Raw genomic sequence first — 12578 nt, 5'->3', positions numbered from 1 at the left:
CACAACCGTCTCGAAACCGTCTCGGAACTGTCTCGTTATGGCGCGGTCAGGTGGCGGTAGACGGTGGCCCGCGAGACTCCCAGCGCGGCGGCGATGGCGTCCACGGAGTGGGTGCCCGCCGCGTGCATGCGCCGGGCCGCCTCGACCTGCTCCCGGCCCAGAGCGGGCGGCCGTCCCGGCCGCCGACGACGGCTCGCCGCCCCGCTGGCCGCGCCCGCTGGCGTCGCCGGGGTCGCGCTCCCCAGGGTCGCGTCCGCGTCCGGCCCGGCGGCGGCGTTCGTGTGTGGCCCGGCCGAGACGTCCGTGCGCGGCCCGGCTGCGGCGTCTGCCTGTGAACCGGCAAAGGCGTCAGTGCGCGGCTCGGCTGCGGACCACGTGGGTGGGCCGGCCGCCGTGTCCGCGGGATGCGGGGCCAGCAGTCGGCGTGCGCCGTCGAGCATGTCGGCGCGCAGCACCTCGTCGGGCACGTCGGTGAAGAAGACGACCGGATCGCTGCACGCGCCCACCGCCTGGACCGCGAGAACCCGCTCGCGGCGCCCCGCGTTCGGTCCGGCGATGAGGTCGTTGGCCCGCATCGCGACCTCCATCAGGCGGTGGTACGTGTCGCCCCGACCGACCAGCGCGATGTCGTGGTAGAGCATGCCGAGCGGTCGACGATGAGCGAGTATGACGTCCACCCAGCCCTCCAGGACCGTCCACCGGGCCTGCTCGGTGGGTTGCGTCTGCGCGGCGTCGAGCAGCGTCTCCAGGTCGGCCAGCAGTGGCTCGACCAGGGCGGCGAGCAGATGCTCCTTGGCCGGAAAGTGGTACAGGATCGCGGTCTTGGTGAGCCGCAGCCGTTCGCCGATCTGGCGCAGCGAGGTGCGCTGGTAGCCGTGTTCGGCGAACAGGTCGAGCGCGGCGCGCAGGATCCGGGTGCGGGTGTCGTCCGCGGGATCGGCGGTCATGCGGCCAGCCTAGCGACGCCCTGACCGGTGGGCACGATCACCGTTGATTCCACTGACCGTCGGTCAGTACAGTGTGACGGTCGACGCACCCAACGGCAGGAGGGGTCATGCCCGTCATCTCGATCGGCAACCTGGTCAAGACGTTCGGCGCCATCCGGGCACTCGACGGTTTGGACCTGCACGTCGAGCAGGGGGAGGTGCACGGCTTCCTCGGGCCCAACGGCTCCGGAAAGTCCACCACCATCCGGATCCTGCTCGGGCTGCTCCGCCGCGACTCCGGCGACGCCCAGGTGCTCGGCGCCGATCCGTGGCGCGACGCGGTCCGCCTGCACCGCCGGCTGGCGTACGTGCCGGGCGACGTCAGCCTCTGGCCCAACCTCACCGGCGGGGAAGCCATCGACCTGCTCGGTCAACTGCGCGGCGGTCTCGACCGGCGTCGCCGCGACGAGCTGTTGCACCGCTTCGACCTGGACCCGACCCGCCGATGCCGCACCTACTCCAAGGGCAACCGGCAGAAGGTCGCCATCGTCGCCGCCTTCTCCTCCCCGGTGGAGCTGTACGTGCTCGACGAGCCGACCTCCGGCCTCGACCCCCTCATGGAGGCGGTGTTCCAGGACGAGGTCCGGCGGGTCAAGCAGGCCGGCGCCACATTGCTGCTCTCCAGCCACGTGCTCGCCGAGGTCGAGGCGCTCTGCGACCGGGTCAGCATCATCCGCGAGGGCCGTACCGTCGAATCCGGCACCCTCACCGAGCTGCGCCACCTCACCCGCACGGCGGTGACCGTCGAGACCGCCCGCCCTGTCACCGGCCTGGACGTGCTGCCCGGCGTGCACGACGTGCACGAGGTCGACGGCCGCACCCACCTGGAGGTCGAGCCCGCCCACCTCGACGAGCTGCTCGGCCAGCTCATCCGCTTCGGCGTCCGCGCGCTGACCAGCACACCACCCACCCTGGAGCAGCTCTTCCTACGCCACTACGGCGACGACCCCGCCGCTGCTGCCACGGGTGCTCCTGCCGCTGCACCGGGCTCTCCCGCCGCCGCTGCATCGGGCGCTCCGACCGTCGGTTCCTTGGACGCCGATGTGCAGGCTGACGCCCCGCAGGGCGGTGCCCGGTGAGCGCCCTCACCGGCACGACCCGGCTGGCCCGGCTCGTGCTGCGCCGCGACCGGATCCGCCTCGCCATCTGGATCCTCGGCACGCCCCTGCTCGGCTACGCCCTCGCCGGCAGCGTCGCCGGCATCTACCCGGACCAGGAGGCCCGGCTGGGTTACGCCACCACCTCGGCGTCCAGCCTGGTCGCCCGCGCCTTCAACGGCCCCATCCACGGCACCGACCTCGGTGCCGTGGTGGTCGCCGAGACGTACGTGACGCTGGCCCTGATCGTCGCGCTGCTGAGCACCTTCGCGGTGACCCGGCACACCCGCCAGAACGAGGAGACCGGCCGGGCCGAGCTGCTCGGCGCCAACGTGGTCGGCCGGTACGCGCCGCTCACCGCCGCGCTGCTCGTCATCGTTGTCGCGAACGCCCTGGCCGCCGTGCTGCTCGCGGTCGCGCTGGTCGGCGCTGGTCTGCCGCTCGCCGGCTCCGTCGCGGCAGCGGCCGCGATCGGCGGCGTGGGGGTCGCCTTCACCGCGATCGCCGCGGTCACCGCCCAGCTCTCCGTCACCGCACGCGGCGCCAACGCGCTCGCCGCCGCCACCGTCGGGCTCTCCTTCGTGCTGCGCGCCGCCGGAGACGTCCTCGGCGAACAAAGCGCCGACGGCACCCGCGTGCGCAGCGCCTGGCCGTCGTGGATCTCCCCACTCGGCTGGGGCAACCAGGTACGAGCCTTCGACGGTGAACGCTGGTGGGTGCTCGCCCTGCCCATCGCGCTGCTGCTCGCCGGGGTGGCGCTGGCGTACGCCCTCGCCGAGCGACGCGACCAGGGCGCCGGGCTGATCGCCCCCCGGCGCGGCCCCTCGACCGGCGCGCCGCGGCTGCTCAGCCCCACCGGGTTGGCCTGGCGGATGCAGCGCGGCACGCTGCTCGGCTGGGCGGTCGGGGTGGCCGTGCTCGGCTTCTCCATGGGCATCGCCGGCGACGAGTTCAACGACATGATCGACGCGAATCCGGCCGCCGCCGAAGCGATCAACGCGATGGGTGGCGGAGCCAACCTGATCAAGGCGTACCTGGCCGCGATGCTCGGCCTCTTCGCCCTGACCATCGGCGCGTACGTCGTGCAGGCCCTGCTCCGCGTACGTGGCGACGAAGCCGACGGGGTGCTGGAGGCCGCCCTCGCCACGGCGGTCAGCCGTACCCGCTGGCTCGGCACCCAGGTGCTCGCCGCGACGCTCGGCGCGGTCGCCCTGCTGCTCGTCGCCGGTGTGACCACCGGCCTCGGCTACGGCATCGTCACCGGAGACCCGCTCGGCCAGGCCGTCGAGCTGGGCGGCGCCGCGCTGCTGCGCCTGCCCGCCCTGCTGGTGATCGCCGGGGTGGTGACCGCGATCTTCGGGTTGCTGCCCCGCTGGTCGGTGGTGCTGTCCTGGACGGCGCTGCTGGTCTTCCTGCTCCTCGGGCAGCTCGGCGCGGTGCTGGAACTGCCCCAGGCCGCGCTCAACGTCTCGCCGTACACCCATGTGCCGGCCGTGCCCGCGGTCGACCCGGCGGCGCTTCCCCTGGTGGTGCTGGCGGCGGTGGCCGCGGCCCTGCTCGCCGTCGGTGTGGCCGCCTTCCGTCACCGCGACGTGCCGTCGTGAGCCCACGTTTCAGGCGTCCCGATGATCGTTGGCAGCTGAGCGACTCGACACGCCGACGTCAGCCCTGCTGAGCTGCCACCGATCGGTGGCGCTAGCACAGACCGGGGCGCGGCTGGCTGTTGTCCACAGACTGACTCTCGTCAACAGAGGGCTGTGTGGCGTGGTTGCGATCGGTTGGGGTGGGACGTCACGGTTCGTGATGTGAACTCGGTGCTTCGGGAATTGGTGGAGCGTGGTGGCGGGCTGCTGACGCTCGGGGTGGCCAGCCAGGTCGTGCCAACGTGGACGTTGCACCAGGCCTGCCGTAACGGTGAACTGATGCGGGTGTTGCCCGAGGTGTTCGTGGCGACGCATCTGATGGATGATCGGCGCGACGCCCCTGCCTTGAGTCGGCTCGACCCCGTCATGGGTCAGCGCGCGGCCCTCGCCTGGGCCGGGGGCTGCGGCGCGCTCAGCCACCTGAGTGCGCTCAGCGTCTGGGGGCTGCGCACGCAGGCGGTCGGTGATCTGGTGCACCTGAGCACATCGTCGAGCGCCAGCCTGCGCACCCGACCTGGACTGGTCGTGCACCGACGTCGAGGGCTCGTCTTCGAACCGCCGCAGGTGGTCGTCCGGAGGGGCCTGACGGTCACCCGTCTTGAGCAGACGCTTGTCGACTCGTGGCAGACCTTGCCGCCCGGCGAGCGGCGGGGACCCGTGATCCGGGCGGTCAACGACTGGCTGACCACACCCGAGCGGCTGTCGGTAGCCCTGGAACGCGCGCCGAAGCTGACCGACCGGGCAACGTTCCGGACACTGCTGACCAGGCTCGCCGATGACTGCCGCAGCCCGCTGGAGATCTGGGGACACGAACACGTCTTCACTGGACCGGGCATGCCAAGGTTCCACCGGCAGGTGCCTGTGCGCGTAGGGCGCACCACCATGTACCTCGACATGTTCGCCGAGCGGGAACGGGTCAACATCGAACTCGACGGGGCCACCACCCACGGCGACCCGCGCCAACGGGAGATCGACCTGCGCCGGGACGCGCTGCTGGCGACCGTCGGGATCGTTGTGGTCCGCTTCGCCCACCGCCGTCTGGTCAAGGACATCGACGCGGTGCGTCGGGAAACACTGGCTATCCTGGCGACCCGTAGGGCGGGCGCGACGATCCGAGCTGATGAGATGCTGGCCCCGTGAGTGGGCTTGCCGAGCAGGACGTGGCGCAGGTGCAGGGCTTGTGCGATCAGCGGGTGCCGGAGGGCGTACGGGACAAGGTGCGGGTGGAGTGCCAGGAGGCTCTCCGACACCTCACGATCGTCGAACGGCGGCCGCCGTGGGGAGCGAACGCTGGCCCTGAGTGGACCAGCTTCCCGATCGCACGGCTGCGATATACGAAGAAGACCGGCACGTGGCACCTGTACTGCCGAGACGGGGAGCTCCGCTTCCGCCGCTACGACCTTGCCCCACCAGCCGCCACCGTTGACGTTCTGCTCGATGAGATCAGCCGCGACCCGACCGGCGTCTTCTGGGGCTGACGGCATGGGTGTCGGCGCCAACTAGCGTGCGACTGCACCTGTTGGTACGTCCCGACCTCCTGGGTGGGACGCCCACCGTCCGCCATTGGCGCAGGCTGCGACCTGAGCTGATCATGGCCCTATGATCATCCGCTGCGGCACCGGGCTGGCCCCGGACGACCAGCGCGGATGAAGGGGTTGGCTGATGGCGAAGCACGACAGGGAATCAATGGCCAGTCGCTTCGACGCGGCCTGGAAGGCGCTCGAATCGGAACTGAAGCATCGTTGGAGGGAGCGGACCGGAGGCGGCTCCGGGCAGCAGCAAACCCCATTCAGCATGCTGACCTGGGCCCGGGACCAGAAGCTGCTCACCACCGATCAGGAGCGATTCCTGGACCGCTGCCGCAGCGTCCGCAACGCCTACACGCACGTGTCGTTCGAGGGCTACTCGGGGCCGATCGCGTCCCCGCCGCGAGAGATCGTGGAGCGCCTGGAGAAGATTCTTGGCGGCCTGCGGCATCCGCGGAAGGTCGGGGACATCGCCACCAAGGCCAGCACCTGCCTCCCGACCACGCCACTGCGCGAGGCGCTGCAGACGATGCACCGGGGCGACTTCTCCCAACTGCCCTACCGGGACGAGCGGCGCGGCTGGCTCCTCGTGACCCGGGAACAGGTCGGCCGATGGGCAGAGGCCAAGGCTGAAGCCGACGGAATGGTGCTGCTCGATCTGAGCGCAGCGGTGTTGGAACTCGCGGATCACCCAGAGGTCGGTCCGGTGCGGCCGACTCAACTCGACCCCTCGGCCACCCTCGCGAGCGCCGTGGCCGCGCTCGAGTCGGCTCTGCACCGGCCGGACGACGCCGACGGCGGTTACCCGCTGGTACTGGTGACGGACAAGGCCAACAGGGCCCCGGTGCAGGTGCTCGCCGTGGACGATCTCCCGCGGGCGTATCGCGAACTTGGCCGCTGACTCCTAATGACGCTGACTGATGGGAGAGCGCCGGGCGACGGCCCCCTGGTCACCTGGCCCTAGGATCTCTGGAATGCAGGAGGGCCGGTGGACGACGATCACGCCGTCGCAGTTCGCGCACGAGCGGGAGGCGCTGGCCCACGTCCAGGCTCTGCTACCGGACACCGAGCCCTACCGCGCCTGGTCGAACTTCACCTTCACCGCCCAGACCGGGCACCCCTACGAGGTTGACCTGCTGGTCGCAGCCCCGGGCGGGCTCTACCTCATCGAGATCAAGAGCCTGAACGGTCGGCTGATCTCCAGCGGCTCCAACTGGATCCTGCAGGGACCGTCGGGGAGCGCGACCCGTACCTTCGACAACCCGCTGCACCTGGCGGACATGAAGGCCAAGAAGCTCAAGTCCCTGCTTCAGGTCGCCGCGACCCAGCGCAAGGGGCCGCCGGTCAGGATCCCCTTCGTGCAGGCGGCGGTCTTCCTGTCGAAGCCCGGCCTGCACGTCGGCCTTTCCGAGCACCACCTGCACGGCATCTTCGGCCCGGAGCCGGCACCCGGCCACCAGCCTGGCTCGCTGCCGACGATCGGTTCGCTGCTGCAGCGGCCCCCACAGGACGAGCGCCAGCGGGTCACCAAGGAGATGTCGGCGGCGCTACCGGAGCTCCTCAAGGCGGTTGGCATCGCCCGTAGCCGCCGGCACTACCAGATCGGCGCGTGGGACCTCGAGACCCGTCCGTTCGACGTCGGCCCGACCTGGCAGGACCACCAGGCCCGGCACCGTGACCTGGAGCGGGAGCGCCGCCGGGTGCGCATCTACCTGGTCGAACGCAACGCCGTGCAGACCGAGCGGGCCAGCATCGAACGCGCCGCGAAGCGCGAGATGCTCGCGTTGCACGGCATCAACCACCCGGGCATCGTGCAGGTCGACTCGATGGAGTCGCACGAGGCCGGCCCCGCGCTGATCTTCCGGTTCGACCCCCGCTCGGTGCGCCTGGACCACTACATGGCCCAGTACGGCGACCGCCTGGACGCGCTGAGCCGGCTGGCGATGATCCGCCAGCTCGCCGAGACCGTGGCGTACGCGCATCGCCGGCGGCTGCACCACCGGGCCCTGTCGGCCCGCAGCGTGCTGGTCAGCCCGGGACGCGCCAGGAGAGGTGGCAGCGAGGACGAAGCATGGCTGATGCCCCAGCTGCAGATCAGCGACTGGCAGGCGGCGACCCGCGGCGCAGATTCCAGCGGTGGAAGCAGCGGTGACCCGGTCACCCTCTCCTCGCACGCGGCCTCGCACATCGAGCGCTCTGCGGAGGCGTACCTCGCGCCCGAGCTGACCGCGCCGAAGCCCGACGCGGTCGCGATGGACGTCTTCGGCCTCGGCGCGCTGGCGTACCTGATCCTGACCGGCCAGCCGCCGGCGGCCAAGCGCCCGGAGCTGCTCGCCCGGCTGGCCCGGGACAACGGCCTGCGGGCCGCTGCGGTCGCCGACGGCATCAGCGAGTTCGCCGATGAGCTGATCCAGGCCGCTACCGCGCCGGTGCCCACCCAACGGCTCACCACCGTCGCCGACTTCGTGGAGATGCTCCAGGTCGTCGAGGACGAGCTGACCGCCCCGCCCGCCCCCTCGGTGCACCCCGAGGAGCCGGAGCCAGAGCAGGTCGACCCTCTCGAAGCGCGTGGCGGCGACCGGGTAGGCGAGTGGAAGATCGTTCGCAGCCTCGGCACCGGCTCGACCTGCCGGGCATTCCTCGGCTTCAACGAGCGCACCCGGCGGGAGGAGGTGCTCAAGGTCGGGCTCTCCGACGAGAAGGGTGCTCGACTGGCTCATGAGGCCCGGGTGCTGGGCCCGCTCACCGACTCCCGGGTGATCCGGCTGGCCCGGCCCGAGCCGTTGCAGCTCGGCAACCGGACTGTCGTGGTGCTGGAGCACGCCGGCGACCACACCCTGGCCCGCAAACTGCGCGACGACGGCCGACTCACCGTCGACGAGCTGGAGACCTACAGCGACTACCTCTTCGGCGCCCTCGACTATCTCGAGGGTGAGGGCGTCTACCACCGCGACATCAAGCCCGACAACATAGCCATCCGGATCCGCCCCAACCGCACCAGGCAGTTGGTGCTCTTCGACTTCTCCCTGGCCGGGGTCTCGGTCAAGGAAATCAACGCCGGCACGCCGCGTTACCTCGACCCCTTCCTCGGTGCCGCCACTCGGCAGGTCTACGACAAGCACGCCGAGTGGTACGCCCTCGCGGTCACCCTGCACGAGATGGCCTCCGGCGAGCTGCCGGTCTGGGGCGACGGCGGCACCGAGCCGCAGCTCACCGAGGGCCCGCCGGTGCTGGCCGCCGAGGCGTTCGACCCGGCGATCCGCGATGAGCTGGTGGAGTTCTTCCAGCGCGCCCTGCACCGTGATCATCGCCAGCGGTTCGCCTCGCTGAAGGACCTGCGCGACGCGTGGCAGCAGGTCTTCCGCCGCTCCGACGCCAGCGCCCCGGTCGGCACCGACCATCCGGAGATCGCTCCCGACGGGCCGGACGTCGAGGGCGCCGAAGCGGCCCGCGACGAGGCGGCCACGAGGGCCACCCGGGCCACCGCGTTGGAGGCCGCCGGCCTCACCCCGCGCGCGGTCTCCGCCGCGCACCGGCTGGAGGCCACCACCGTCGGCGACCTGCTCGCCGTGGCCAACAAGCTCGCGCACCTGCCCGGCCTCGGCGCGAAGACCCGGCAGGAGCTGCAGCGCCGGGTCAAGGAGTGGCGCGGCCGGCTGGGGGAGCGGGAGACCATTCCCACCACGCCCGCCGCCCGCAAGGCCGCGACGGAGGAGGTCGCCGCCGAGGCCGCAGCCGGGGACGGTGACCCCGATCTGGTACGCGTCGGCCTGGACGCGATCGCCACGCTGCTCGTCCCGGCCAGCCGTAACCCCAACGACGTCGAGGCCACCAGGCTGGCGCTGCACCTGCCCGACGCTGCCGGCGCCCTGCCGGACCTGCCGTTGTGGCCGCAGCACCCGCAGGTGGCGAAGCCGCTGGGTGTCACCCCTGCCCGGGTCGCGCAGATTCTCGGCAAGCAGCGCAAACGCTGGGACGAGATCCCGGTGGTCGGCAGCGTGCGTACTCAGATCATCGAGTTGTTGCGCGACGGCGGCCGGGTGATGGGCGTCGCCGAGCTGGCCGCGGCGCTGCTGAGCAGTCGCGGCTCGGTGCGCACCGGGGATGCGCTGCGTCTCGCGGTGGCGGTCGCCGCGGTGCGGGCCGCCGTGGAGGTCGACGCGCTCGCCGAGGAGCCGCGCCTGCTGCTGCGCCGGCACGCCCGCGCTGACATTAACGGCAAGCCGCATCCGCGCGGGGACCGACTGCTGGTCGCGCTGGAGGCCGGTGAGGACGACGCGCCGGACACCCCGGCGGCGCCGGCCCTGCTGGACTACGCCGACGCGCTCGGCAAGGCCGCCGACAGACTCGCCGCCAGCGAGGTGCTGCCCAGCCCGGCGACGGTGCTGCGTACCCTCGCGGCGGTGACCGCGCCCGGCGGGGCGGCCGACGCCTTCGACGAGCGGCGGAGGGTGCTGCTCGCCGCGGTGGCCTCGGAGCGGGCCGCCGCGACCGCGCGCCTGGAGCTCTACCCACGCGACCTCGATCCGGTACGGGCGCTGCGGCTGGCCCAGGCCGGCGTGGTGCCCCCGGCCAGCGAGGGGCGGCGTGGGCTCACCCCGACGCAGGTCGCCGACCGGGTGAGCGCCCGCTTCCCGGAGCTGGATCCGCTGCCCCCGCATCCGAAGCTGGACCGGCTGCTCGCCGAGGCCGGCTTCGAGCTGCGCTGGGACCGCGACAGGTACGTGCCACCGCCGCCGCGAGCCGCCTCGTCGTCGGTGTCGATCCTGCAGCGGCGGCCGTCGATGACCGCCGCGCCGAGCCGGTGGACGGCCGAGTCGCCGGAGTTGGCGGCGGCGATGCGGGCCGAGGAGCGACTGACCGGCGTGCGGTCCGCCGGCGGGTTCCGGGCACTGACGGTACGACTGTCCCGGTACGCGCTGGCCCGGGAGGAGCTGGTCCGGCGCTTCGACGCCCGGCCGGTCAACGTGGCGGCCCGCTTCCTCGACCACCTGCACGCGCTGGTCGACGCCAGGCCGAAGCCGACCTGGGAGACGGTGCTCGGTGCGGACATCGCCGAGGAGGGCTCCCGGGCGGCAATCAAGCTCGGGGAGTACGTCGAACAGGCGTGGCAGCTCACCGTGCCGTCGCTGCACGCCTCGTTGTCGACCGCGACTGGGCCGGTGCTACTGCACGACGCGGCGGTGCTGGCGCGGTACCGGGCAATGGACCGGCTCTACGAACTGGCCGACGCGGCGCGCGGTGGGGTGGGGGGCGTGTGGGTGCTCTGCCCGATGGAGGATCCGGCGCTGCTGCCCAAGTTGGACGGTGCGGTGGTGCGGGTGGGCGACAACGAGTGGATCGGCTTGCCGGACGCCTGGGTGGTCAACGCCCACCGCAGCGAAGTTGCCGTCTGACGGACGGAACTACTGATCCAGCCGGGCAGCCACCTCGGTCCCCAGCGGCCAGGAGTCGGTGCACATCCGTTCGGCCAGGCAGGAGAGGCTGAACGTTAGCGGCCAGGAGGCCGCGTACCTGAGGTCCGGTGGCAGCATCTTCGCTGGTTCCTGCGGGTCCCAGGTGAGAATTGGCGCAAGATCCACGAGCATCACCTCGCCCACATAGGGGCGCTCGGCACGCCGAACGGAGCGACCGAGCACGCGGTCGCCGCTGACGTTGAGGAGGGTGATGGCGCAGAACTCGGGCGTGGCACCGCGGCTGAGCCAGCGACCGTAGCCCAGGAGGTCAGTGTCCTCGATCTCGGCCGGCTCTACGTTGCACTCCTCCTGCAGCTCACGCTCGGCGCCGTTGCGAATAATCTCCTGGAGCGTCGGGGCAGCCGACGGCGGCGGCACGTCCTGCGGTTCGAGTGCGCCCGAGCCGGAGGGGGCCAGGAGCCCGGGGCTGCCCACGTTGTCTTTGGTCTGGGCCACGACGAGTAGCCGGCCGTCTGTGGTGAAGGCCAGGGTGGAAACTCCGATGACGTTGGCGAGTCGGCTGCTTTTCAGGTTCCGCAGCCGACCGCGGCGGTCCACGATGAGATCACGCCCGCGTAGTGCGAGGCTTCGCCGACCGGCCTCGTGCACGTCGTACGGAGCGAGCACGTTGCTGCAGAAGAAGTCGAAGTACTGGGCGCGTCGCAGGGTGACGCCGCAGTCCTCATGCTCTCCGGGCAGGTCCGAGCCCAGCCCCAGCACAGCGGCGTTGTGCATCACCGACCGCCGGGCATGTCGGGCCAGGAAGTCGAACGACCAGGATTTCAGGTCCTGGTGCAGCACGTAGTCGGTGATGACGGGGTCGACCGGGACGGGCTGCTGCCGCAGCCGAATGCTCTCTGTCGCCATGACGATGCCGGTCTGCCGGCCGCTCTCCAGCAAGCGGCCCAGGTGGGCCGCCTGCTCGGCAATGTCGCGATAGGTGTCGCCCTCGCGCGCCTGAAAGCGCACCACCCTGGCTCGCTGCCGGTTGGCGCGGATCTCCAGGGCCGCGACCAGGGCGCCGGCCGTGGCGGCCACGATGCTCACCACCACGGGCGGGTTGTCGAGCGCGGTGGATGCGCCCAGAGCGGCCAGCAGGGCACCGGCTGTGGTGAGCCGGTACCGCCACAGCCTGCGATGCCAGATGGTCATTGTCGTCCTGACTCTTCTCCACGTCGCCAGCACTTGGCACCACCTTCGGCCTGACCCGGCATAGGCACCTGCAGGGTATCGGCGGCACCAAGCTGAACAATGGGCTCGGATCGATGGTCGGGGGGGCCTGTGCCGCCGGGCTGATTGTGATCGCCAGCGGGTTCAACGACGCGTCGAGCAGCGAGGGTGCGCTCGCGCAACCGGCATGCGCTCGCGTTGGCCGGGCGGAGGCCGGCGAGTTGGATGTAGACCTCGCGCCTGGCGGTCGCCTCGCCGCGCCGATTGAGGACGTAGCCGGTCAGCCAGATCCAGCCGTGGTACGTCGGCTGGGCGGACACCGACACGACGCGGAAGGTCAGGGCGCGGTGCCCGGCGAACTGCACCGAGGCCCGGCCGTCGACGATCAGCAGGTCGCCGGGGGAGGGGCGCGCGGTCACCAGTGGCCGGAGTTCGGTGGCCGGCACTCCCGCGCGTGCAGGGCCTGCCAGTCGCGCAGCGCCCGCTTGATCCGGTCGTTCTCCTGGCTGAGCAGCCGTACCGTCTCGTTGAGCATGGCCAGTTCATCCGACACCCGGGCCTGGAACTCGCGTACCTCATCGGGGTCGACGCCGCGCCGGCACGCGGCGAACTCGCGGGTCCGCACCTCGTGCGGCGTCAACCGGCCTGGGTAGCCGGCGGGGTAGGGCTGGCCACCTCGATACACCTGAGCCACGACGAT

General features: G+C 71.7%; 10 protein-coding genes. 6 read left to right on the top strand and 4 right to left on the bottom strand.

Translation table 11 applies throughout. The features are described from left to right. Positions 1-35 precede the first annotated feature (35 nt). A complete protein-coding gene (locus FB453_RS07865) occupies positions 36-947 on the bottom strand; it encodes a TetR family transcriptional regulator (protein WP_145788695.1) in 912 nt (303 codons plus the stop codon). Positions 948-1054: 107 nt separating this feature from the next. On the opposite strand from FB453_RS07865, the gene FB453_RS07860 reads away from it, so the two are divergent. The 6 genes from FB453_RS07860 to pglW all read left to right on the top strand — a co-directional run bounded on the left by FB453_RS07860 (position 1055) and on the right by pglW (position 10648). After that, entirely contained in the window at positions 1055-2065 is a 1011-nt protein-coding gene (locus tag FB453_RS07860; protein WP_145788693.1) for an ABC transporter ATP-binding protein, read from the top strand. Next, positions 2062-3687 (top strand): ABC-2 transporter permease, encoded by a 1626-nt coding sequence (locus FB453_RS07855; protein WP_145788691.1) that lies wholly within the window; start codon positions 2062-2064, stop codon positions 3685-3687. The genes FB453_RS07860 and FB453_RS07855 overlap by 4 nt, the downstream gene beginning before the upstream one ends. 201 nt (positions 3688-3888) lie before the next feature. Then, entirely contained in the window at positions 3889-4866 is a 978-nt protein-coding gene (locus FB453_RS07850) for a DUF559 domain-containing protein (RefSeq protein ID WP_145788689.1), read from the top strand. Further along, positions 4863-5204 (top strand): DUF3024 domain-containing protein, encoded by a 342-nt coding sequence (locus tag FB453_RS07845; RefSeq protein ID WP_222431328.1) that lies wholly within the window; start codon positions 4863-4865, stop codon positions 5202-5204. Before FB453_RS07850 ends, FB453_RS07845 begins: the two co-directional genes overlap by 4 nt. Before the next feature lie 184 nt (positions 5205-5388). Beyond that, positions 5389-6153, top strand: a complete 765-nt coding sequence (locus tag FB453_RS07840; protein ID WP_145788687.1) for a CBS domain-containing protein — start codon at positions 5389-5391, stop codon at positions 6151-6153. 73 nt (positions 6154-6226) lie between these two features. Next, positions 6227-10648, top strand: a complete 4422-nt coding sequence (pglW, locus tag FB453_RS07835; RefSeq protein ID WP_145788685.1) for a BREX system serine/threonine kinase PglW — start codon at positions 6227-6229, stop codon at positions 10646-10648. A gap of 9 nt (positions 10649-10657) precedes the next feature. Here the strand turns inward: pglW and FB453_RS07830 are convergent, their stop codons facing one another. Genes FB453_RS07830 through FB453_RS07820 form a run of 3 tightly spaced genes read right to left on the bottom strand, consistent with a single transcriptional unit; the run spans position 10658 to position 12572 of the window. Next, a complete protein-coding gene (locus tag FB453_RS07830) occupies positions 10658-11860 on the bottom strand; it encodes a hypothetical protein (protein ID WP_145788684.1) in 1203 nt (400 codons plus the stop codon). Then, positions 11857-12297, bottom strand: coding sequence for a hypothetical protein (locus tag FB453_RS34810; RefSeq protein WP_486480201.1), 441 nt, complete (start codon positions 12295-12297; stop codon positions 11857-11859). Before FB453_RS34810 ends, FB453_RS07830 begins: the two co-directional genes overlap by 4 nt. Next, positions 12294-12572 carry a DivIVA domain-containing protein gene (locus FB453_RS07820; protein ID WP_486480200.1) on the bottom strand — a complete coding sequence of 93 codons (279 nt, stop codon included), beginning with the start codon at positions 12570-12572 and terminating at the stop codon, positions 12294-12296. The genes FB453_RS34810 and FB453_RS07820 overlap by 4 nt, the downstream gene beginning before the upstream one ends. Positions 12573-12578 lie beyond the last annotated feature (6 nt).

It is taken from the genome of Micromonospora sp. CNZ322, from assembly GCF_007827755.1.
Note: the sequence above shows the minus strand (reverse complement) of the source record. Positions and strands in the feature narration are given on the sequence as shown.